The sequence below is a fragment of the Lysobacter sp. N42 genome (genome assembly GCF_004344885.1).
Genome location: NZ_SKFB01000034.1, coordinates 17,059 through 37,761, shown reverse-complemented (window position 1 = coordinate 37,761; position 20,703 = coordinate 17,059). Strand labels below are relative to the sequence as shown.

19 protein-coding genes and 1 tRNA gene are annotated in these 20,703 nt (G+C 71.9%); 9 read left to right on the top strand and 11 right to left on the bottom strand.

All coding sequences use genetic code 11. The features are described from left to right. Positions 1–2,054: ABC transporter permease (locus EYQ95_RS21870; protein WP_132330520.1), on the bottom strand; the 2,054-nt coding region annotated here is incomplete at its 3' end. Further along, positions 2,048–2,782 carry an ABC transporter ATP-binding protein gene (locus tag EYQ95_RS21865; protein WP_132330518.1) on the bottom strand — a complete coding sequence of 245 codons (735 nt, stop codon included), beginning with the start codon at positions 2,780–2,782 and terminating at the stop codon, positions 2,048–2,050. The genes EYQ95_RS21870 and EYQ95_RS21865, both read right to left, overlap by 7 nt. Before the next feature lie 321 nt (positions 2,783–3,103). Here EYQ95_RS21865 and EYQ95_RS21860 point away from each other — a divergent pair, with 321 nt between their 5' ends. From EYQ95_RS21860 to EYQ95_RS21830, 7 genes are read left to right on the top strand one after another with little or no spacing between them, the layout of a single operon-like run. Next, on the top strand, positions 3,104–3,400 hold the full coding sequence (locus EYQ95_RS21860; protein ID WP_132330516.1) for a metalloregulator ArsR/SmtB family transcription factor: 297 nt from the start codon (positions 3,104–3,106) through the stop codon (positions 3,398–3,400). Between the two features lie 2 nt (positions 3,401–3,402). Then, positions 3,403–4,182: a sulfite exporter TauE/SafE family protein gene (locus EYQ95_RS21855; protein WP_207916598.1), complete on the top strand. Its 780-nt coding sequence runs from the start codon at positions 3,403–3,405 to the stop codon at positions 4,180–4,182. A 29-nt stretch (positions 4,183–4,211) separates the two neighbouring features. After that, positions 4,212–4,652: a beta-lactamase hydrolase domain-containing protein gene (locus EYQ95_RS21850; protein ID WP_165924819.1), complete on the top strand. Its 441-nt coding sequence runs from the start codon at positions 4,212–4,214 to the stop codon at positions 4,650–4,652. After that, the gene (locus tag EYQ95_RS21845) at positions 4,649–5,413 is read left to right on the top strand and encodes an MBL fold metallo-hydrolase (RefSeq protein WP_243700033.1); all 765 of its coding nucleotides are present in this window, start codon (positions 4,649–4,651) and stop codon (positions 5,411–5,413) included. Before EYQ95_RS21850 ends, EYQ95_RS21845 begins: the two co-directional genes overlap by 4 nt. A gap of 3 nt (positions 5,414–5,416) precedes the next feature. After that, positions 5,417–5,971 (top strand): DsrE family protein, encoded by a 555-nt coding sequence (locus EYQ95_RS21840; protein WP_132330510.1) that lies wholly within the window; start codon positions 5,417–5,419, stop codon positions 5,969–5,971. Between the two features lie 7 nt (positions 5,972–5,978). Further along, positions 5,979–6,620: a c-type cytochrome gene (locus EYQ95_RS21835; RefSeq protein ID WP_132330508.1), complete on the top strand. Its 642-nt coding sequence runs from the start codon at positions 5,979–5,981 to the stop codon at positions 6,618–6,620. Then, positions 6,617–7,585, top strand: coding sequence for a c-type cytochrome (locus EYQ95_RS21830; protein WP_132330506.1), 969 nt, complete (start codon positions 6,617–6,619; stop codon positions 7,583–7,585). The genes EYQ95_RS21835 and EYQ95_RS21830 overlap by 4 nt, the downstream gene beginning before the upstream one ends. A 51-nt stretch (positions 7,586–7,636) precedes the next feature. Here the strand turns inward: EYQ95_RS21830 and dsbG are convergent, their stop codons facing one another. From dsbG to dsbD, 3 genes are read right to left on the bottom strand one after another with little or no spacing between them, the layout of a single operon-like run. Further along, entirely contained in the window at positions 7,637–8,428 is a 792-nt protein-coding gene (dsbG, locus tag EYQ95_RS21825) for a thiol:disulfide interchange protein DsbG (RefSeq protein ID WP_132330504.1), read from the bottom strand. Beyond that, positions 8,425–9,282, bottom strand: a complete 858-nt coding sequence (locus tag EYQ95_RS21820; protein ID WP_132330502.1) for a TlpA disulfide reductase family protein — start codon at positions 9,280–9,282, stop codon at positions 8,425–8,427. The genes dsbG and EYQ95_RS21820 overlap by 4 nt, the downstream gene beginning before the upstream one ends. Then, positions 9,279–11,228, bottom strand: coding sequence for a protein-disulfide reductase DsbD (gene dsbD, locus EYQ95_RS21815; RefSeq protein WP_132330500.1), 1,950 nt, complete (start codon positions 11,226–11,228; stop codon positions 9,279–9,281). The genes EYQ95_RS21820 and dsbD overlap by 4 nt, the downstream gene beginning before the upstream one ends. A gap of 122 nt (positions 11,229–11,350) precedes the next feature. Between dsbD and EYQ95_RS21810 the strand changes: the two genes are divergently transcribed. Together EYQ95_RS21810 and EYQ95_RS21805 are read left to right on the top strand one after the other, a co-directional pair. Next, positions 11,351–12,016 (top strand): response regulator, encoded by a 666-nt coding sequence (locus EYQ95_RS21810; RefSeq protein ID WP_132330498.1) that lies wholly within the window; start codon positions 11,351–11,353, stop codon positions 12,014–12,016. Beyond that, a complete protein-coding gene (locus tag EYQ95_RS21805) occupies positions 12,013–13,344 on the top strand; it encodes a sensor histidine kinase (protein ID WP_132330496.1) in 1,332 nt (443 codons plus the stop codon). Before EYQ95_RS21810 ends, EYQ95_RS21805 begins: the two co-directional genes overlap by 4 nt. 122 nt (positions 13,345–13,466) lie before the next feature. Here the strand turns inward: EYQ95_RS21805 and EYQ95_RS21800 are convergent. The 6 genes from EYQ95_RS21800 to murJ all read right to left on the bottom strand — a co-directional run bounded on the left by EYQ95_RS21800 (position 13,467) and on the right by murJ (position 20,576). After that, a tRNA-Thr gene (locus tag EYQ95_RS21800) sits at positions 13,467–13,542 on the bottom strand. 58 nt (positions 13,543–13,600) lie between these two features. Next, entirely contained in the window at positions 13,601–14,551 is a 951-nt protein-coding gene (gene ispH, locus EYQ95_RS21795; protein ID WP_132330494.1) for a 4-hydroxy-3-methylbut-2-enyl diphosphate reductase, read from the bottom strand. Between the two features lie 10 nt (positions 14,552–14,561). Beyond that, positions 14,562–15,071 (bottom strand): signal peptidase II, encoded by a 510-nt coding sequence (gene lspA / locus EYQ95_RS21790; protein WP_132330492.1) that lies wholly within the window; start codon positions 15,069–15,071, stop codon positions 14,562–14,564. A 17-nt stretch (positions 15,072–15,088) separates the two neighbouring features. After that, positions 15,089–17,884: an isoleucine--tRNA ligase gene (ileS, locus tag EYQ95_RS21785; RefSeq protein WP_243700034.1), complete on the bottom strand. Its 2,796-nt coding sequence runs from the start codon at positions 17,882–17,884 to the stop codon at positions 15,089–15,091. A 71-nt stretch (positions 17,885–17,955) separates the two neighbouring features. Then, positions 17,956–18,906 (bottom strand): bifunctional riboflavin kinase/FAD synthetase, encoded by a 951-nt coding sequence (locus EYQ95_RS21780; protein ID WP_132330526.1) that lies wholly within the window; start codon positions 18,904–18,906, stop codon positions 17,956–17,958. Positions 18,907–18,935: 29 nt separating this feature from the next. Next, positions 18,936–20,576 carry a murein biosynthesis integral membrane protein MurJ gene (gene murJ, locus EYQ95_RS21775; RefSeq protein ID WP_243700032.1) on the bottom strand — a complete coding sequence of 547 codons (1,641 nt, stop codon included), beginning with the start codon at positions 20,574–20,576 and terminating at the stop codon, positions 18,936–18,938. Positions 20,577–20,703 lie beyond the last annotated feature (127 nt).

Below are 20,703 nucleotides of genomic sequence, written 5' to 3'. Positions count from 1 at the left end.
CCGCCGCCGCATCGACGGCCGCCGCCGCAGCCGCGCGCTCCTCCGCCGCCAGGCGCCGTGCGGCGGCGGCGGCGTCCCGGGCGATGGAGTCGAACAGGGCCGCCCGCGACGCGCGGATCGTGGCGACGGGCTGGCCGCCGCGCACCGCGTCCCCGGGTTCCAGGTCGATGCGTTCGAGCACGCCATACCGCGCCCACGCGCCCGGGGTCGACCACGAGCTGCGCGCCATCGACGCGCGGGCCGTCGCCCAGAAGGCGGTCAAGCGTCGCACGGCTCGCATAGGCCTGGGAACCGAAAGGCTCCTCCACGACGCCGGCAAGCACCCGCCGCACGGTCGGGCGCCGCCCGCTCAGCACGTCCAGCTCCAGCCGGTCGCCGGTGCGCGCCCAGCCAGCGCGCCAAGTATCCGTGAGGAGCACACCGTCCGGCGGCGGCAGGATCGGGCGACCCGCGGCATCCAGCGGACGCCGGAGCCGGGCCTGCGCATCCACCCCGCGCAGCTGCGTGCGGTAGCCGGCCGAACGGAAGGCGATCCTCACCGGGACCGCGCGCTCGGCCTCCACCCGCTGCACGCCGCGGATGGCGGCGATCTCGTGCAGTGCGCGCGGGGCCGCGGGCTCGAGGAAGGCGACCGACAGGTCCTGCCTCTCGGTCGGCCGGAACTGGCGTTCGACCATGTAGTCGATGGCGTCATGCTGGAACCGACCCATCATCATCACGGCCGTGCCGGATGCCAGCCCGACCCAGGCCAGCAGCGAGCGCAGAGGACGGCCGGCAAGGCCGCGCAGCATCAGCCGGTGCATCTGCCCCAGGTGCTCCGGCCCGCGCGCCAGGCCGCGCCACGCAGCGGTGCGCCAGGGTATGTCCGGCCGCATCGCATCGGCCGGCGCCAGCCGCGCGGCGCGCAGCAAGGGAAAGGTCGCGCCCGCCATCGCGCTTACCACGCCGACCGCCAGCGCCAGCAGCAGCACGCCGGGCGATACCGCGTAGTCCAGCGACGGCAGGCGGAAGTAGTCGCGGTACAGGCCGGCGACCAGCCATCCGAGCACCAGGCCCAGGGCGATCCCGATCACCGCGCCGAGCATGCCGACCGCCAGCGCGAAGCCCGCATAGTGGCGCCAGAGCTCGCCGGTACCGAACCCGAACGCGCGCAAGGTGCCGATCTGCTCGCGTTCCACCGAAACCAGCCGGCCCAGCACGACGTGCAGCACGTAGGCCGCAACCGCGAGGAACACCAGCGGAAACAGGCGCGCGAGCGTCGCGAGCTGTCGCAGCTCCTCGTCGAGGTAGCGGTGGGAGCGCTGGTCCGCGCGGCCGATCGCGCGCGTGCCGCCGTAGCTGGCGAGCGCGCTGTCGAGCGACGCGAGCACGCGTGGCAGGTCCGCGCCCGGCTCGACTGCGACCGTGACGGAATTGAAGGCGCCGTCCAGGTCCGCCGCGGCCTCGATCGCGCGCCGCGGCATCCACGCGATGGCGAAGCGACGCGCGTCCGGAAACAGCGAGCCGGGCGCGCCCTGGGAAATGAACTCGGGGCTGGCGCCCACCCCGGTGATGCGAAACGATGCGCGGCGCCCATGCAGCACCAGCACGATGGATGCGCCCGGCCCGAGCCCGTGCGCCTGCGCGAAGGCGTCGCTCACGACCACGGCGTCGCGCTCGTGCGGCAGCGGCTCGCGTCCGGCACGCAGGCGCAGGCGGTTGGGCGCCGAACGCCCGGTTCCGGGCAGGCTCAGCGCCTGCACGCGCACGGGCTCGTCGAAGCCGGCCACCTCGGCACGGCCCAGCGCGACCACGCGCGTCTGGACCGCCGCCACGCCCGGGATCGCCGCGAGCCGGCCGGCCACGGACGCGGGGGCCCTGCGCAGGTCGACGAAGGCGTCGGCGAAGGCCGACTCGCGGTAGTAGCGGTCGCGGCTGTCCTCCAGCGACTCCAGGGTGGAACGCGACATCACCAGGTTCGCCACGCCGACCCCGGCCACCAGTGCGATCGCAAGCACTTGCCCGCGCAGCCGCCACAGGTCGCGTCGCAGCTTGCGCGCGAGCATCGTCACCATGACAGCGACAGCGCGGGGACGCGTGCCTCGTTCACCGCCTCGCGCGCGATGCGCCCGTCGGTCATGTGCAATGACCGGTGCGCCATGCGCGCGATGTCGGCGTTGTGCGTGATGACGAGGGTGGTGGTGCCCAGCTCGCGGTTGACGGTTTCCAGCACGTCGAGCACGCGGACGCCGGTGGCCGCGTCCAGCGCCCCGGTGGGCTCGTCGCAGAGCAGCACGTCGGGACGCTTGGCGATCGCGCGCGCGATCGCCACCCGCTGCTGCTCGCCGCCCGACATCTGCGACGGGTAGTGACCGCTCCGCGCCGCCAGGCCGACGCGCGCGAGTGCTTCGGCGGGCGGCATGGGATCGCGCGCGATGCCCGCCACGAGCGCGACGTTCTCGTAGGCGGTCAGGCTCGGCAGCAGGTTGTAGAACTGGAACACGAAGCCGACGTGTTCGCGCCGGTAGCGGGTCAGTTCGGCATCGCCTGCATGCGCGAGGTCGTGGTCGCGGTAGCGCAGGCTGCCCGTGCTGGGGACGTCGAGCCCGCCGAGGATGTTCAGCAGCGTGGACTTGCCGCTGCCGGACGGCCCGAGCAGCACCACGAACTCGCCCTCGCGCAGGACCAGATCCACCTCGCGCAGGGCGACGACGCTGACCTCGCCCATCCGGTAGGTCTTGCCGAGCCCGTGCGCCTCGAAGACGGCGGCGGGCGCGTGCGTGGACGATGCCGCTGTCGCCATGGCGCGCTCCAGGCCGCGCGGCCGGGGCGCGCCTGCGGGCGATGCTAGCGCCGGCCTGGGCCCGCGGCCTTCACGACCCGGAGCGGCCAGGTGCACAGGCGCGCAGCGCCGCCCGCCCGCGCCCGGCCCGTCGGCAGGGCTTGCGCGTGCCGCACGCTGCCAACGTCGAGTCTCGTGGGTGCGGTGCGAGCCGTCGCCCGCATTCGAACGACGTCGAGCCGCGGCCGTCACCCCGCCTTATCAAGCAATCCCTAAAATACCGCCGCGATGCCGCCTTCGACCAGAACGCCCCCCAATGGCCACCCGCCCTCCGCCGAGGAGATGTCCCGCCACGCCGCGGAAGCCGCCGCACTCCTGAAGGCGCTGGCGCATCCGGCACGCCTGCGCGTGCTGTGCCGGCTCGTCGAGGGCGAGGCCTGCGTGGGCGAGCTGCAGCCGGTCACCGGGCTGAGCATGTCGGCGCTGTCGCAGCATCTTTCCGTACTGCGCGGGATGAAACTGGTGGAGACACGACGACACGCGCAGACGATCTATTACGCACTCGCGCAAGGCCCGGCGCTGGGGGTGCTCGATGCCCTGCACGCCGCGTACTGCGGCGGACGCGAGGCGCGGCCGTGACGCTGGTGGACGTGCTGACCGGTGCGCTGGCGGGCGGCATCGTCGGCTTCACGCTCGGGCTCGTCGGTGGCGGTGGCTCCATCCTGGCCGTGCCGCTGATGGTGTACCTGGTCGGCGTCGACGACCCGCACGTCGCGATCGGCACCAGTGCCCTGGCGGTCGCGGCGAATGCACTGATCGGCCTGACCGGGCATGCGCGCAAGCGCAACGTCAAATGGCGCTGCGCGGCGACGTTCGCCACCGCCGGCGTCGTCGGCGCATGGTTCGGCGCCATGCTGGGCAAGGCGATGGACGGACAGAAGCTGCTCGCACTGTTCGCCCTGCTCATGCTGCTGGTCGCCGGCCTGATGTTCCGGTCGCGCGGGCGCGAGGGCGACCCGGCGGTGGTGCTCAATCGCGGCAACGCACCGAGGTTGCTGGGCTCGGGCGCGGCCACGGGTCTGCTGTCGGGCTTCTTCGGCATCGGCGGCGGCTTCCTGGTGGTGCCGGGGCTGATCGCCTCGACGGGCATGCCGATCCTGTTCGCCGTCGGCTCGTCGCTGGTCGCGGTGACAGCGTTCGGGCTCACCACGGCGGTCAGCTACGCCGGCTCGGGCCTGGTGGACTGGACGCTCGCGGCCGTCTTCATCGGCGGCGGCGCCGTCGGCAGCTTCTTCGGCACCCGGCTGGCCGCGCGACTGGCCGGCCGCAAGGGCGCCCTCAATCTCGTGCTGGCCGGGCTGATCGTGCTCGTCGCCCTGTACATGCTCCATCGCACGGCCAGCGAACTCGGCTGGATATGACCCTCGCGCACACCCCTCCGGAGGACACGATGAACACCCCTACCCGATTCGCCGAAGACCACTATGCCTGCGGCCAACCTACAGCCGCGCAGCTGGCCGGGCTCGCGCGCGAGGGCGTGCGCACGGTGATCAATCTGCGCGGGCCGGCCGAGCCGGTGGAGTACGACGAGGCCGCCGAGGCCGCGCGCCTGGGGCTGCGCTACGTCGAGCTGCCCATCACCGGGCCGGCGGATCTGGACCGCGAGCGCGTGCGTGCGTTCGGCCGGATGCTGGACGAGGCGCGCCGCGAAGGCGGCGTGCTGATCCACTGCGCGACCTCGAACCGGGTCGGCGCCATGGTCGCGCTGGACGAAGCCCTCAACCGCGGCCGCCCGCTGCAGGACGCGATCGCGCACGGCCGCGCGGCCGGGCTGGCATCGCTGGAACCTGCCGTGACCGCGCTCGCCGAACGCGAGGGCGCAGCGCGATGAACACCTCCGCGATGGTCTTCCGCCAGCTCTTCGAGCCGGTCTCCTCCACCTACACCTACCTGCTGGGCTGCTCCGAGACCCGCGAGGCCGTCCTGATCGACCCGGTGATGCCCGCCTGGCAGCGCGACCTGCAGGTCGTCAACGAACTCGGGCTGCGGCTGGTGATGACGATCGATACGCACATCCATGCCGACCACATCACCTCCGCGTCCATGCTCAGGCGCGAAGCCGGCAGCCGCGTCGCGATCCCCGCGCTGGACGCGCTGCCCTGCACCGACGTGCCCATCCACGACGGCGTGCCGCTGCAGGTCGGCGGCGTCCGCATCGACCCGATGCACACGCCGGGACACACCGACAACCATTTCGCCCTCCTGGCCGGCGACCGCGTGTTCACCGGCGATGCCCTGCTCATCGACGGCTGCGGCCGCACCGACTTCCAGAGCGGCGACCCGCGCGCGCTGTACGAGAGCGTGCGCGGAAGGCTGTTCACCCTGCCCGGCGAGACGCTGGTGTATCCCGGGCACGACTACCAGGGACGCTGGGTGTCGAGCATCGCGCAGGAGAAACAGCGCAATCCCCGGCTGGGCGCCGACCGCACGCTGGAGGACTTCGTCGAACTGATGGCCAACCTCGACCTGCCCTATCCGAAGTTCATCGACTACGCGGTGCCGGGCAACCGCCTGTGTGGCCAATGCCCACCCGACCTTCCCGAGCACCTTCGCCAGTACTGCCAGGAAATGGCGGAAAGCCCGCAGGGGTGAACGATGCGGACACGCCTCCTGCGCCTGGCTGCCCCGTCGCTGCTGCTCCTCGCGGGCTGCCAGTCGGTGGCGACACGCGGAACGCCTTTCACGGCGGTCCCGGGGTTCGGCGCCGCCGTCGACGTGCCGGCCGCCGCATCGCCCCGCGGGTCGCGGATCGCGGTACGCGCCGTGTTCCCCGCCACGCGAGCGGCCGCCTCGCCCGACAAGGTCCTGCCTGCGCTGGACAAGGCCGCGCGCTACCTGAACCTGCTGGCACTCCAGGGCGTGCGCGCCGCGCCGGGCGACGTGGTGGTGGTGGTCTCCGGACCAGCGACGCCGGCCGTACTGACCGACCCGGCGTACCGCAACCGCAATCCGAGCGTGGCGTCCAATCCGAACCTCCCGCCGATCCGCGCGCTGGCGCTCGCCGGCGCCACGGTGCGCGTGTGCGGACAGGCGCTGCATGCCCAGGGCATCGCAGCCTCCGAGGTGGCGCCCGGAGTCCGGCAGGACCTCTCGGCGATGACTGCGCTGGTCGAACTGCAGTCGCGCGGCCATGCCCTGATTCCGGAATGAGGCCCCCATGAACCGTCCCGCCGCCCCCTTTTCGCTGTTGCTCGCGCTTGCCCTGCTCGGTTCCATCCCGGCCGCGCCGGCCGCCGACCCGTCGACGATCGCGCGATCCGGTGCTCCGGGACTGGCGCCGTGTGCCAGCTGCCATGGCGCGGCGGGCGAGGGCCAGGGCAGCTTCCCCCGGCTGGCGGGGCTGGATGGCGCATATCTCGCGCGCCAGCTCGACGATTTCGCCTCGGGCAGGCGCGCGAGTACCGTCATGACGCCCATCGCGAAGGCACTGTCCCCGGCGGACCGCCGCGGCCTCGCCGGGCATTACGCGCGGCTCCGCGCCACGGGCACGACCGGCGGCGCGGAAGACCCGGACGGGCGTCGGCTCGCGCTCGAGGGGGCGTGGTCGAGGGGAGTACCGGCATGCGTGCAGTGCCACGGGCCGGACGGCCGCGGCGTGGGCGCCGCCTTCCCGGCCCTGGCGGGCCAGACCGCCGGCTACATCAGTGCACAGCTGCGGGCATTCCGGAGCGGACAGCGCAACAACGATCCGCTCCAGCTGATGCGTGCCCCGGCATCGAAACTTACGGACCAGGAGATCGACGCCGTCGCGCGCTGGTTCGCCACGCGACCCGGGCTGCGCACCGGAGGAAGGCCATGAAACGCCGTGCATGGCTGGCAATCGCCCTGCTCGCCGCCGGCACGGCGGCTTGCCAGCAGGACATTCTGGCCCCGCACCGCTACGGGCGCGGAGCCGTGGAACCCGCCTCGCCACCGCCGCAGCAGGCCGTTGAATCCACCCGGACGACCGTCTCGACGCCGCCCGGAAGGTTCGCGCCTCCGCGACTCGAGGAGATTCCGGAAGGCGGCTTCGGTGATTTGGTCCGCAAGGGCCATGCGATCTTCACCGACACGCCGACCCATGCGGCGGAGTTCGTGGGCAACGGCCTGCGTTGCAGCAACTGCCACCTGGACGCCGGCCGCCTCGCGGACTCCGCACCCCTCTGGGGCGCCTGGGTGCGCTACCCCGCCTACCGCGCCAAGACGCAAGCGGTGAGCAGCTACGCCGAGCGCCTGCAGGGGTGCTTCATGTACAGCATGGACGGCAGGGCGCCGCCCCTCGGCCATGAAGTGCTGGCGGCGCTGGAGGCGTATTCGTTCTGGATGGCGCGCGGCGCCCCGACCGGCACCACGTTACCGGGCGCAGGCTACCCGAAGTCGAAGCGCCCCCCGGCACCACCGGACTTCGACCGTGGCGCGAAGGTCTACGCCACCAGCTGCGCGATCTGCCATGGCGAGGACGGGCTCGGGCAGAAGGTCGATGGGCGCTACGTGTTTCCCCCACTGTGGGGGCCCGACTCGTTCAACTGGGGCGCGGGCATGCACCAGCTCGACAACGCGGCCGCTTTCATCCGCGCCAACATGCCGCTGGGCCGCGGCGGCATGCTGAGCGAGCAGGACGCCTGGGACGTCGCCTTCTTCATGAACGCGCACGAGCGCCCGCAGGACCCGCGCTTCACGGGAGACGTCGCCGAAACCCGGCGCCGCTTCCATGACGACCCGAACTCCCCCTATGGCACGGTCGTGGAGGGGCACCTGCTGGGCAGCGCGCCGGCCACGCGCTGAGGCCGAACCAACGGCCGCCTGGAACCCGACCGCACCGATACCCGACCTTGCTCAGCGCGCCCCGAGCACGACCGGCAGGTCCGCCTCGGCGGGCAGGCCCGAGCGGCGCTGCACCAGGCCCTTGTCGTCGCGGAACAGGATCCCGGGCGTGCCCTGGAAGCCGAGTTCGAGCATGAGCCGTTCGTTGGCGTCGAGTTGCGCGCGGATGGCCGCCGTCACCGTCGGCGCACCGGTGATGCCGCCCGTGGCATAGGTTGTCTCGTTGCGGGCCAGCGCCTCGGACGGCGCGGCCGCGGTCAGGATCGCAGCAGCCTTGTTCGCGCTGTCGTCGCGGATCACGCCGACGAGGATATGACGCAGCTGCACCTTGCCCGAATCCACCCAGGGTCGCGCGGCCCGCCAGAAGCGGTTGCAGTAGGGACAGTTCGGGTCGCTGAACGCGTAGACCACGCGGGGCGCATCAGGCCGGCCATCGCGGACCCAGTGGCTCGCCTCCAGCTGCGCCCAAACGCGCTTGGAGACGGGCGCGGCCACCAGCCGCTCCAGTTCCGCTTGGCCCACGTCCTGCCCCTTCGCGTCAACCAGCATGCCGATCACCGCATGCCCGCCGTCGGGCGTCACGTAGATGGCCATCGGCCTTTGCCCCGCAAGACCGGCGAACCCGCGCAGCCCGCCCGGCGCGGCGAACTCCCCGAACACCTCCAGGCCCTGTGCCTCGATGGCGCGAACGACCGGTGGGCGCGGCGTGCCAGGTGCGGCGGGCGGTTCACCGGCACGGCTGCATGCGGCGGTGCCGGCCAGGGCAAGGGCGAGCACGAGCACGGAGGGATTGAATGGCTTCATCGGATTGCCTCGTTGGGTGGATGGGGACCGCGGGTCGCGGCGTACGCCGGCCCGAACCGCTGCAGCTTCCGGGCGAGGCCCGCGCGGGTCAGTTCCCCCATGTGGACGTCGACGAGACGCCCGTCGGCGTCGAAGAACAGCGTGGTCGGAAGGCCCCGCGCGCCCGTCGCCTCCGATACGCCGGAGAACGGGTCCAGCAGGACGTTGTCGAGCGCGAGCCCGGACTTGCGCAGGTATTCGCGGATGACCCGCGCGTCCTCGCCCTGGTTGGCGAACACGAACGCCACGGACGGGTGCTCGGCCTGCGCCTGCGCGAGCACGGGCATTTCGCGGCGGCAGGGCGGGCACCAGGTCGCCCACAGGTTCACCACCAGGGGGCGTCCGGCCATGTCCGCGAGCCGGACGGTGCCGCCTTCGGGCCGGGTAAGGACGGTTTCCGGAAGGTGCACCGAGGACCGCTGCACCAGCGCAAGCGCACCAGCCAGGAACGCCCAGACCGCGAGGCCGCTCGCCGCGCCCCAGGACAGCGGGCGGCGCAGTTCGGGCCTTCGCCATGCGCGCCATGCGCCGAACGCGAGGCCGGCCGGCACCGCCGCCCACACGGCGTAGCCGCCGTCGCCCGGCCGCAGCACGGACCACGGGTCCGCAGCGTAAAGCGGCAGCCACTGCAGCACGAACACCACGCGCCCGACGAGCAGCCCGACCAGCAGCATGTCGAGGAAGGTGCCCGCGACCGCGATTCGCGGCTTGCCCGCACCGCGTCGCGCGGCAACGCGACCGACCACGGCGGCCGCGAACAGCGCGAGCAGCATGAGCACCACCGGCATGGGTACCGGGCCGATACCGACCATCATTCCACCCCTGCGCCGCGCAGGCGCGCCAGGAAACGCTGCGGGGTGATCTCGCCCGTCGTCCGGAACGCGCGTCGCTCGCGGCCGTCCGGCCCGATCAGCAGGAGCGTGGGCGGACCGACCACCTGCCAGGCACGCATCAGGGCCTGGTCGGTCGCGTCGTTGGCGGTCACGTCGGGCCTCACCACCTGCATGCGGGAAAGCGCCGCCGCGACCGCGGGATCGCCGAACACGTCGCGTTCGATCACGTGGCACGAGACGCACCAGTCGGCGTAGAAGTCCACCAGCGTCCACTGGCCGCGGGCGCCGGCTTCCGCCAGCCGCCGGGCGAGGTCGTCGCTGGACTTGACGTCCACATACGCGGGCCGCGGGCGATCCGGCGCCGCGGCGGCCCCTGCCGCGTGCAGCGGACGCCAGGGATCGCTCGCGCCCCCGGCGCCGCCGAGCATCATCGCCACCGCCCAGACCGAGGCGATCGCAGCGGCCGAACGCATGCCCCAGCGACACAGGGAGCCCGCACCGGCGGCCGACCCGAGTGCCATCAGACCCGCGGCGACGGTCAGCAACCAGGCACCCCACAGAACCAGCGCCACCGACGGCGGCACGGCGCGCGCGAGCATTGACACCGCCAGGGCCAGGAGCACGAAACCGAACCCGGCCTTGACGCGCTCCATCCACGGGCCGGGCTCCGGGAGGATGCGCGCACCGAACACGGCGATCAGCAGCAACGGCAACCCCATTCCCAGCCCGAGGGCGAACAGGGCGATCCCGCCCGTCGCGGGATCGCCGGTCTGCCCGATGAAGAGCAGGGCGCCGGCCAGCGGAGCGGTCATGCAGGGACCTACCAGCAGCGCCGACAGCACGCCCATCGCACCCGCCCCGGCCATGGTGCCGCCCGGCCGGCCGCTTCCCGCGCGATCGAGCCGATTGCGCAGCCACGCGGGAAGCTGCAGCTCGAACGCTCCGAACATCGCGAACGCCAGGATGACGAACAGCAGCGCGAAGCCGCCCAGCACCGCAGGATGCTGCAGGGCCGCCTGCAGGTTGGCGCCGCTCAGACCGGCAACCACCCCGAGTCCGGCATATGTCAGCGCCAGCGGCAGCACGTAGGCCGCCGACAGCACCAGTGCCCGCCGTGGCGTCGGGTGCCCTCCCAGCACGAGGCTGGAGACGATGGGGACCATCGGCAACGTGCAGGGAGTGAATGCCAGGAGCAGGCCGAGGCCGAAGAACAGCACCGCCGCTGCGGCCAGTCCGCTGTCGCCGAGCCGCCGCGCCAGGTCTTCGTCCTCGGCCAGCGGGAGCGCTGCGGGCGTTTCGGCTGCGGCGCCATCCGTGCCCGCTGCCGCCACGGATGCATACGCCTGCACCGGCGCCGTCGCGGCATCCGGCGGCTCGCCGGCGTCAGCGGATGCGTCCATGGACGCATCCGCGGCCGTAGGCGGCACGGCATCCGGAGCGCTTGCCGGGGCTCGCGCCGCAGGCGGCCCGGACGCCGTGGCGGCCCCGGGCGTCTGCCCGGAGTGCGCGGGCAGCGCCAGGCGCAGCGTCTGGGGCGGATAGCAGATGCCCGCGTCGGCGCAGCCCTGCCAGTGCAGCGTCGCAGCCGTAGCACCTGCGGGACGCGCCCCGAATTCGAGGGCGTCGCGGTAGACCTCCGTGCGGCCGAAGAATTCGTCGGTCTTGGCCTCGCCGTCCGGAAGGACCAGCGACAGCGCCCTGCCCCCGGCATCGTCGAGGCTGAGGCGGTGCCGGTAGACGTAGTAGCCGGGCGCAATGGTCGCGCGCATGCGCACCGTGTCGCCCGCCGCGCCTGCCACCTCGACCCGGAACACGTCCCGTGCGTCGAGGAAGGCGGGATCACCGCCGATCTGGCCGGGCACTGCCGGGGCACCGAAGGGAAGAAGCACGCAGCCGGCCAGGAGCGCGCCGAGGAGGTTCCGTCGCATGACGGCAAGCTCGCACCGGCGGATTAAGAGCGGATTAAGTGGCGTCGCGCACACCCGTGATGCGGCCGTGCATTACGTTTCCGCCCGGAACGCGGCGGTTCCCGTCCGCGAAGGAGCGGCCCATGCGCATCCTCGTAGTGGAGGACGACGACCTCATCGCACGCGGTGTGGTCGCGGGGTTGCGGGCCTACGGGCTCACAGCCGACGCGGTCGCCACGGCGGCGCAGGCCCAGGCGGCCCTCGCCTGCTCCGAATGCGATGCGGTCGTACTCGATCGCGTTCTGCCCGACGGCGATGGCCTGGCCCTGCTTGCGGGGCTGCGCCGGCAGGGGAACGCCGTCCCCGTGCTGCTCCTGACCGCGCGCGACGCGGTCGTCGACCGCATCGAAGGGCTGCAGGCCGGCGCCGACGACTACCTCGTCAAGCCTTTCGACCTCGGTGAACTCGTCGCGCGCCTGCACGCGCTGATGCGTCGCGCGGGCGGCCGCAGCAGCAACGTGGTCGAAGCCGGCGCACTGCGCTTTGACCCGAGCAGTGGTGACGCGTGGCTCGGAGGCGAGCCGGTCGAGCTTTCGCGGCGGGAGGCCATGCTGCTCGCGAGCCTGATCCAGGCCGAGGGGCGCTGCCTTTCGACCGAACAGATCAAGGACCGGCTCTACGGCCTGGACCAGGAGGTCGGCAGCAACGCGGTCAACGTGCACGTACACAATCTGCGCCGCAAGCTTGGACCCGACGTCGTGGCCACGGTCCGCGGGCTGGGCTACCGCTTCGGCCGGGCCGTCCGATGAGCCTGCGGCTGCGCCTGCTCCTCGCGATCGGGCTGTCCGTGGCAGTGCTGTGGACGGGCGCGGCACTGTGGATGCTGCGCGATCTGGACCGGAGCCTGCAGCGCACGCTCGACGAGCGCCTGGCCATGTCGGCGCGCATGGTTGCCGGGCTGCTCGCTCAGTCCGGCGTGCGGCCCGCGTCGGCGATCAATGCGCAAGGCGCGCTCACCGTGCCCGGTGCACGTGGCATGGCCTGCCAGGTCCGCTCCCTGCGTGGCGAGATCGTCGCCACCACGCGCGCGGACCGCGCCCTGCCGATCGAGGCCGGCATGCCCGGGTATCACACCACGCTGATCGATGGCCGGCCCTGGCGGACCTACACCCTGCGCACCGGCGGCTTCGACATCACGACGGCAGACCGCGTCGACGAGCGCGCCCAGCTGCGCAGGCGCATCGCGCTCGCGGCCGGCGTGCCGTTCCTGATCGCGGGCCTCGGCGGGCTGCTCGCCCTGTGGCTGGGTGCCGGGCGCGCCCTTGCCCCGTTGTCCATGTTGCGCCGGACACTCGCCTCGAGGCCGCCGGATGCGACCGAACAGGTCGACGGCAGCCGGCTGCCCACCGAACTTCGCCCGCTCATCGACGCCCTCAACGGCCTGCTCGAGCGCATGAGCCAGACGCTCCAGCGCGAGCGCAACTTCACGAACGACGCGGCGCACGAGCTGCGCACGCCGCTCACCATCATCGACACCCATCTCCAGCTCGCGCGCATGGCCGCCGGGGACGCGGCGCAGCAGCCGCTGGCCGACGCCGCACTGGGGGTGGCACGCATGCGCGCCACGCTGGACCAGCTGCTGATGATCGCCCGGGTCGAAGGGCGCATCTCCTTCGACGACGGCAGCTGCGTCACCGCGGCGGACGCCCTGCAGCAGGCCATCGCCATCGTGCACGACGGCTCGCATCGGGTGAACGTTGAACAGCCCTGTCCGTCTCCCGTACTCGACGTCCCCCCGCAGCTGGCCGTCACGGCGCTGCGCAACCTCATCGGCAACGCGCTTCGCTACTCGCCACCCGGCAGCCCCGTGGATGTCGAGGTCGCTCGGGAAAACAGCCATGTCCGCTTCGTCGTGCGCGACCGCGGCCCGGGCATGAGCGAGGCCGAGGCGCGATCGGCGACACGCCGCTTCTGGCGTGGTCGATCGACCCCGGGCGGAAGCGGGCTCGGCCTCGCGCTCGTCGATGCGGTCGCGCGCAACTTCGGCGGGGTGCTGGCACTCGAACCGCGCCCACCCCACGGACTGCAGGCCGTGCTGACCCTCCCGGCCCGGAAAACGATCGCGACAACGGCGTGACCCGGCCATGAGCAGGAGCCAGCGAGCCGGTGCGCCTCGCCTGGCGCATGGCACTGCGGATCCGGCCGCCCCGGAAAAAACAAAGGCCCGCAGCGATGAAACACTGCAGGCCCATGTCTTGATGGTGCCGGAAACAGGAGTCGAACCTGCGACCTACGCATTACGAATGCGCCGCTCTACCAACTGAGCTATTCCGGCGATGTCGCTGCCGCCGCGGCGGCAAGGCGGAAGATTCTAGGGATCGGCCGCCGGCGGGTCAATCCACCAGCTGCAGGCGGAGCTCCTTGGGAAGCGCGAACACCATGCTCTCGGGCTCACCCTCGAGTTCGCTGATCGCGGTGCCGCCCAGGGCACGCAGGCGGTCGATCACGCCGCGCACCAGCACGTCCGGCGCCGACGCGCCCGCGGTCACACCCACCGCACGCTTGCCGGCGACCCAGGCGGGGTCGATCTCGTGCGCGCCGTCGATGAGATAGCTCTCCACGCCCTCGCGCTCGGCCAGCTCGCGCAGGCGGTTGGAGTTGGAGCTGTTGACCGAACCCACCACCAGGACGAGGTCGCAGCGCGCCGCCAGGTCCCGCACGGCGTCCTGGCGGTTCTGCGTGGCGTAGCAGATGTCGTCGTTGCGCGGCCCCTGGATCGCGGGGAAGCGCATACGCAAGGCGTCGATGACCACCCGCGTGTCGTCCACGGACAGCGTCGTCTGCGTGGTGTAGGCGAGATTCTCCGGTTGCGACACCTCGAGCGTCATGACGTCCTCGACGTCCTCGACCAGGTAGATCGAGCCCGTCGCGCCCTCGCGCAGCCACTGGCCCATGGTGCCCTCCACCTCGGGATGGCCCTCGTGGCCGATCAGCACGACGTCGCGGCCGGCGCGGCAGTGGCGAGAGACCTCCAGGTGCACCTTCGTCACCAGCGGGCAGGTCGCGTCGAACACGCGCAGGCCACGGCGCGCGGCCTCGGCGCGGACCGCCTGCGACACGCCGTGCGCGCTGAAGATGACCGTCGCCCCGTCGGGCACCTCGTCGAGTTCCTCGACGAAGACCGCGCCGCGCTGCTTGAGGTCGTCGACCACGAAGCGGTTGTGGACGACCTCGTGGCGCACGTAGATGGGAGCGCCCAGCAGCTCGATCGCGCGCTTGACGATCTCGATGGCGCGATCGACGCCGGCGCAGAAGCCGCGCGGGTTGGCGAGCAGGATATCCATGCCGGGCATCCTACCCGCGCGTGGCCGCGGCAGGCTTACGCCCCGCCAACAGGCCCGCGAGCGCGATGCCGGCCGTCCCGGTCACGATGGCGACGTCGGCGATGTTGAAGGCCGGCCAGTAGTAGTCGCCTGCGTACCACTGGATGAAGTCGACCACGTGCCCGTGCACCAGCCGGTCGATCACGTTGCCGAACGCGCCGCCGATGACCAGCGCGTACGGCGCCGCGGTCTTCCAGTCGCGACGCGGCGTCCTGGCCAGCCAGAACGCCAGCAGGCCGCTGATCGCCACCGCGAGCACCAGGAAGAAGTACTTCTGCCAGCCGCCGGCATCGGCGAGGAAGCTGAATGCGGCGCCGGTGTTGTAGGTGCGGTACCAGTTCCAGAACCCGTCGATCACCGGGACGGGCGTGTACTCCGGCAGGTCGCTCAGCACCCAGGCCTTGGTGAGCTGGTCGAGCACGATGACCACCACCGAGAGCAGCAGCCATGGCAGGGCATTGGGTTTGACGCTTGAGGTCATGGGTTCACCCGTCGCATTCAGAACCAGCGCCGGCTTTCGCCGGGGCCCTCGACGTTGGAGACGCAGCGCCCGCAGATCGACGGATGCGCGGCCACCGAGCCGACGTCGGCGCGGTGATGCCAGCAGCGCGCGCACTTGGGCTTGGCGGTGCGGACGGCCGACACCTCGCCGCCACCTTCGGCGACGCTGACGTCACCGCTGATGAACAGAAAGCGCAACTCGTCCTGCAGCTCGCGGAGCCAACCGGCTTCCTCGCCCGTGGCCGCGATCGCGATCTCCGCCTCCAGTGCGGCACCGATCTCGCCGGCCGCACGCATCGGCTCCAGCGTACGGCTGACCTGCTCGCGCAGCTCGAGCAGGCGGTCGAAGCGCGCGGCACCGAGCGCGGCATCGGCCGGCAGCGGTGCAAGGCCCTCGTACCAGGTCGAGAACAGCACGTTGTCCGCCCGCGGCCCCGCCATGGTCGTCTGCGGCAGGAAGCGCCACATCTCGTCGGCGGTGAACGTGAGGATCGGCGCGATCCAGCGGACGAAGGCCTCGGCCAGGTGGTACATCGCCGTCTGCGCCGAGCGCCGGCCTGCCGAGTCCTCGGGCATCGTGTAGAGCCGGTCCTTCGTCACGTCCAGGTACAGCGAGCCCAGGTCGACGCTGCAGAAGTTCGCCAGCGACTGCACGATCTCGGCGAAGTCGTAGCGCTCGAAGGCGGCGGCGAGCTTCTGCTGCAGCTCGAAGGCGCGGTGCACGATCCAGCGATCCAGCGCGACCATCCCGTCCAGCGGCACCACGTGCGCGGCCGGATCGAAGCCGTCGAGGTTGGCCAGCAGGAAGCGTGCGGTATTGCGCAGGCGCCGGTAGACGTCGCCGCTGCGCTTGAGGATCTCGTCCGACACCGACATCTCGCCGCGGTAGTCGGTGCTCGCGATCCACAGGCGCAGCACGTCCGCGCCCATCTGGTCGATCACCTTCTGCGGCTCGACGACGTTGCCCAACGACTTGGACATCTTCTTGCCCTGCGCATCGACGGTGAAGCCGTGCGTGAGCACCTGCCGGTAGGGCGCGACGCCATCCATCGCCACACCCGTGAGCAGCGAGGACTGGAACCAGCCGCGATGCTGGTCGGAACCTTCCAGGTACAGGTCGGCCGGCTTGCGCAGGCCATCCTGCGGCCGCGCGCCCAGCACGCATTCGTGGGTGACGCCGGAGTCGAACCAGACGTCGAGGATGTCGGTGACCTTGTCGTAGTCGGTGGCCTCGCTGCCCAGCAGCTCGGCCGCGTCCAGCGAATACCAGACGTCGACGCCGCCCTGCTCCACGCGCGCGGCGACCTCGCGCATCAGCTCGGCCGAACGCGGATGCGGTTCGCCGGTGACGCGATGGACGAACAGCGCGATCGGCACGCCCCAGGTGCGCTGGCGGCTGATGCACCAGTCCGGGCGGCCTTCGACCATCGCGGCGATGCGCGCCTCGCCCCATTCGGGGAACCAGCCCACGTCCCTGATCGCCGCGAGCGCATCACGGCGCAGGCCGGCCTGTTCCATCGAGATGAACCACTGCGGCGTGGCGCGGAACACGACCGGCGTCTTGTGGCGCCAGCAATGCGGATAGCTGTGCTCCAGCGGATGCCCCGCGAGCAGCAGCCCCCGGCCGCGCACGGCTTCGACGAGCAGGTCGTTGGCCTTCCACAGGTGCACGCCGGCGATTTCCGCGCCATGGGCCGCCGGCGTGCCGGGCAGGTAACGCCCGCGCGCATCCACCGGGTTGATCTCGGCAGCCGTGTAGCGGTCGATCAGCCCGTATTTCTGGCTGACGGCGAAGTCCTCCTGGCCGTGGCCCGGTGCGGTGTGCACGGCACCGGTGCCCTCCTCCGCGGACACGTGCTCGCCGAGCAGCAGCGGGATGTCGCGCTCGTAGAACGGGTGCGCGAGCACCATGCCCTCCATCGGCGCGCCGCTGGCCCTGCCGAGCACGCGCACGTCCTCCACGCCGTAGCGCTTGAGCGCGCGTTCGACCAGCGCGCTCGCGAGCACAAGCAGGCGTGGGCCGTTCGCGCCCGCGGGCCCTTCGACCAGCGAGTACTCGAGTTCCGGGCCGATGGACACGGCAAGGCTCGCCGGCAACGTCCAGGGCGTGGTCGTCCAGATCGGCACCGCGACCTCGGTGCCCGGCGCCGCGTCGACGCCGAACACGCGTGCGAGCGCCTGCGGATCGCGCGCCAGGTAGGCGACGTCGATCGCCGGCGACTTCTTGTCGGCGTACTCGATCTCCGCCTCGGCCAGCGCCGAGCCGCAGTCGAAGCACCAGTGGACGGGCTTCGCGCCGCGCACCAGGTGCCCGCGCTCGACGATCTTCGCCAGCGAGCGGAGCATGTCCGCCTCGAAGCGGAAGTCCATCGTGCGGTACGGGTTCTCCCAGTCGCCGAGGATGCCCAGGCGCTTGAAGTCCCGGCGCTGCAGGTCGATCTGCTCGGCGGCGTATTCGCGGCACTTCTGGCGGAAGGCGGCGGCATCGAGCTTCTCGCCGACCTTGCCGTGCTTCTTCTCCACCGCCACCTCGATCGGCAGGCCGTGGCAGTCCCAGCCCGGAACGTAGGGTGCGTCGAAGCCGGCGAGAAGCCGCGACTTGACCACGATGTCCTTGAGCACCTTGTTGACCGCATGGCCGATGTGGATCGTGCCGTTCGCGTACGGCGGGCCGTCGTGCAGCACGAAGGACTTCCCGCGGCCGCCGACGTGCTCGCGCACCCGGGCGTACAGGCCCTCGCTCTCCCAGCGGGCGAGCGTCTGCGGCTCACGCCTGGGCAGGTCCCCGCGCATCGGGAAGTCCGTGGCGGGCAGGTGCAGCGTCGCCTTGTACGGGTTGGCGTCTTTCGTCTCGTTCACGGGGATCAGGCGGTCTTGCGAGCAGGCGGAAGGTCGAGGATGTCGCGCGCCTGCCCGGCATCGCGGTCCATCTGGGCGACGAGGGCGTCGAGCCCGTCGAATTTCAGTTCGTCGCGCAGCCTGGCGACGAACTCGACTTCGATGCGACGGGTGTAGATGTCCGCATCGAAATCGAAGATGTGGGTTTCCAGCAGCGGTTCAACGCCGCCGACCGTGGGCCGCGTGCCGAGGCTCGATACCGCCGGCAACGGCATCGGGCCGAGCCCGTGCACGCGCGTTGCGAAGATGCCCGAAAGCGGCGCGGCGCCGCGCGGAAGGCGCAGGTTCGCGGTCGGATAGCCGAGCGTGCGGCCCAGTTGCCGGCCGCGTACCACGCGCCCGCCCATCGCGTACGGGCGGCCCAGCAGGCGCGCAGCCGTCGAAAAATCCCCCGCCGCGAGCGCGGCGCGCACGCGGGTGCTGGAGACGCGCTCGCCGGCCACCGCCACCGGCGCGATCGATCCCGCCGTGAAGCCCAGCCGCGTGCCCATCGCGCACAGCAGGTCGAGGTCGCCACCGCGGGCATGTCCGAAGCGGAACCCGGGGCCCACCCAGACCTCGCGGGCGCGCAGCAGGCGATGCAGCACGCCGTCGACGAATTCCTCCGCGGACATGCCGCTCAGCCGCTCGCCGAAACGCAACAGGCCGACCTCGTCGGCGCCCAGCGCGCACAGGCCCTCGATGCGGCCGCGGGTGGACTGCAGCCGGGCCGGCGGGGCCGCGCGCCCGAAATACTCGCGCGGCAAGGGCTGGAAGGTCAGTGCGACGGCAGGCAGGCCCAGGTCGCGCGCACGCGAAACGGCGTGGCGCACCAGCGCCTGATGCCCCAGGTGCAGGCCGTCGAATGCGCCGATGCAGACCACGCTCCCCTGCGGCGCGCGGGCACCGCCGTGGACATCGCGAAACAGCCTGCTCATCCGGTCGAGTATAGCGGGCGGGTCGGCGCTCAATGCCGCAGGTGGCGGGGCCTGAGCCCCAAGGCGACGAGCGTCGCGCCGTAGGCCGCGGCGCCCGCGACCACGGCCGCCAGCAGCCAGCCCCAGCGCGCCACATCGCCCATCGATGTGAAGTCGCCCGCCGCGCGCGTCACGCCCCACACGGCCGCGGCCATCGCGGAGAGCCCCGCGGCGATCCGCAGCAGCCAGCGCGTCCAGCCGGGCGCGGCCGCGTAGATCCCGGCGCGACGCAGCCAGATCCAGAGCAGCAGCGCATTGACCGTGCCCGCAAGGGCGGTGGCCAGCGCGATGCCCGCATGCGGCGCGACGGCGCCCGATCGCTGCCACGGCAGCACGATGGCGACCGTGAGCGCGACATTGACGATCACGGTGATCACCGCCGCCCGCATCGGCGTCCTGGTGTCCTGCCGTGCATAGAACGCAGGCAGCAGCACCTTGCTGAGCATGAAGGCCGGGATGCCGACGCACATCGCCACCAGGGCGTAGCTGGTCATGCGCGTGTCGCGCGCGGTGAACTCGCCCGTGAGGAACAGCGCCGCCGTCAGCTCTTCGGCGAGCAGCGCGATGCCCAGCGCGGCGGGCAGGCCGATCAGCAGCACCGTCCTCAGGCCCCAGTCCAGCGCCTCGGAGTAGCCGGCCGCATCGCTGTCGGCATGGTGCCGCGACAGCTGCGGCAGGATCACCGTCCCGATGGCCACGCCGAACAGGCCGAGCGGCAGCTCCGTCAGGCGGTCGGAGTAGTAGAGCCAGGACTGCGAACCGGCGATCAGCCCGGACGCGAACATCGTGCCCACCAGCAGGTTCACCTGGGCGACGGAGGACGAAAAGATGGTGGGCAGCATCAGCCGCCCCACGCGCCGCACACCCTCGTGCCGCAGACCGAAGCGCAGGCGGGGCCTCAGCCCCCAGCGCGCCATCGCCGGCCAGAGCACCGCCAGCTGCAGCAGACCGGCGCCCACCACGCCCCAGGCCAGCGCCTCCGGCCCCATGCCCCACCAGCGTCCCAGCACCAGCATGGCGGCGATCACGCCCAGGTTGTGCAGCACCGGCGTCAGCGCCGGCAGCCCGAAGTGGCGGAAGGTGTTCAGCACCGCGCCCGCCAGCGCCGTCATCGAGATGAACGCCAGGTACGGGAACGTGATGCGCAGCATCTCCGCCGTCATCGCGACCTTGCCGCTGCCGCCGTCGTCGAACAGCAGGAACAACCGCGCGATCCACGGCGCGCCGAGCATGCCCAGCGCGGTGACCACCAGGACGACCGCGAGCAGCGAGCCGGCCACGTGGTCGAGGAAATCCTGCAGGGCCTTCCGGTCGCCCTTCTGCTTGAGTTCGGAGAGCACCGGCACGAAGGCGGAGGCGAACGAGCCCTCGGCGAAGATCCGCCGCAGGTAGTTGGGGATGCGGTAGGCGACGACGAAGGCGTCCACGCCGGCATCGGCGCCGAAGAAGGCGGCCTGCAGGCGGTCGCGAACGTAGCCGGCAATGCGCGAAACGAAGGTCATCGCCGTGAACACGGCCGAGGACCGCAGCATCCCGCCGCTGCCGGGCCGCCGCGACGGCGGCGGCGTGGCCACCGGCGGGTCGGCGTCCGGGGCCGCCGATTCCGGCGGATCCGGCATGCGGGCGCTCATCGCCGCGCCCCCGTACACACGCCGTTGACGCAACCCATTGAAACCGCCATACTTTCGGGTCTGTTTTTGCGTTCCATCCCTTTCCTTTCCGCGCTGTCTCCCGGACAGCCGCTTACATAGACTTCCA

Bases quoted from the DNA above. Each gene is read 5' to 3' on its own strand.
- EYQ95_RS21865 (WP_132330518.1), bottom strand. From the start codon at position 2,782: ATGGCGACAGCGGCATCGTCCACGCACGCGCCCGCCGCCGTCTTCGAG.
- EYQ95_RS21860 (WP_132330516.1), top strand. From the start codon at position 3,104: ATGTCCCGCCACGCCGCGGAAGCCGCCGCACTCCTGAAGGCGCTGGCG.
- EYQ95_RS21850 (WP_165924819.1), top strand. From the start codon at position 4,212: ATGAACACCCCTACCCGATTCGCCGAAGACCACTATGCCTGCGGCCAA.
- EYQ95_RS21845 (WP_243700033.1), top strand. From the start codon at position 4,649: ATGAACACCTCCGCGATGGTCTTCCGCCAGCTCTTCGAGCCGGTCTCC.
- EYQ95_RS21840 (WP_132330510.1), top strand. From the start codon at position 5,417: ATGCGGACACGCCTCCTGCGCCTGGCTGCCCCGTCGCTGCTGCTCCTC.
- EYQ95_RS21835 (WP_132330508.1), top strand. From the start codon at position 5,979: ATGAACCGTCCCGCCGCCCCCTTTTCGCTGTTGCTCGCGCTTGCCCTG.
- EYQ95_RS21830 (WP_132330506.1), top strand. From the start codon at position 6,617: ATGAAACGCCGTGCATGGCTGGCAATCGCCCTGCTCGCCGCCGGCACG.
- dsbG (WP_132330504.1), bottom strand. From the start codon at position 8,428: ATGAAGCCATTCAATCCCTCCGTGCTCGTGCTCGCCCTTGCCCTGGCC.
- EYQ95_RS21820 (WP_132330502.1), bottom strand. From the start codon at position 9,282: ATGATGGTCGGTATCGGCCCGGTACCCATGCCGGTGGTGCTCATGCTG.
- dsbD (WP_132330500.1), bottom strand. From the start codon at position 11,228: ATGCGACGGAACCTCCTCGGCGCGCTCCTGGCCGGCTGCGTGCTTCTT.
- EYQ95_RS21810 (WP_132330498.1), top strand. From the start codon at position 11,351: ATGCGCATCCTCGTAGTGGAGGACGACGACCTCATCGCACGCGGTGTG.
- EYQ95_RS21805 (WP_132330496.1), top strand. From the start codon at position 12,013: ATGAGCCTGCGGCTGCGCCTGCTCCTCGCGATCGGGCTGTCCGTGGCA.
- ispH (WP_132330494.1), bottom strand. From the start codon at position 14,551: ATGGATATCCTGCTCGCCAACCCGCGCGGCTTCTGCGCCGGCGTCGAT.
- lspA (WP_132330492.1), bottom strand. From the start codon at position 15,071: ATGACCTCAAGCGTCAAACCCAATGCCCTGCCATGGCTGCTGCTCTCG.
- ileS (WP_243700034.1), bottom strand. From the start codon at position 17,884: ATGCGCGGGGACCTGCCCAGGCGTGAGCCGCAGACGCTCGCCCGCTGG.
- EYQ95_RS21780 (WP_132330526.1), bottom strand. From the start codon at position 18,906: ATGAGCAGGCTGTTTCGCGATGTCCACGGCGGTGCCCGCGCGCCGCAG.
- murJ (WP_243700032.1), bottom strand. From the start codon at position 20,576: ATGAGCGCCCGCATGCCGGATCCGCCGGAATCGGCGGCCCCGGACGCC.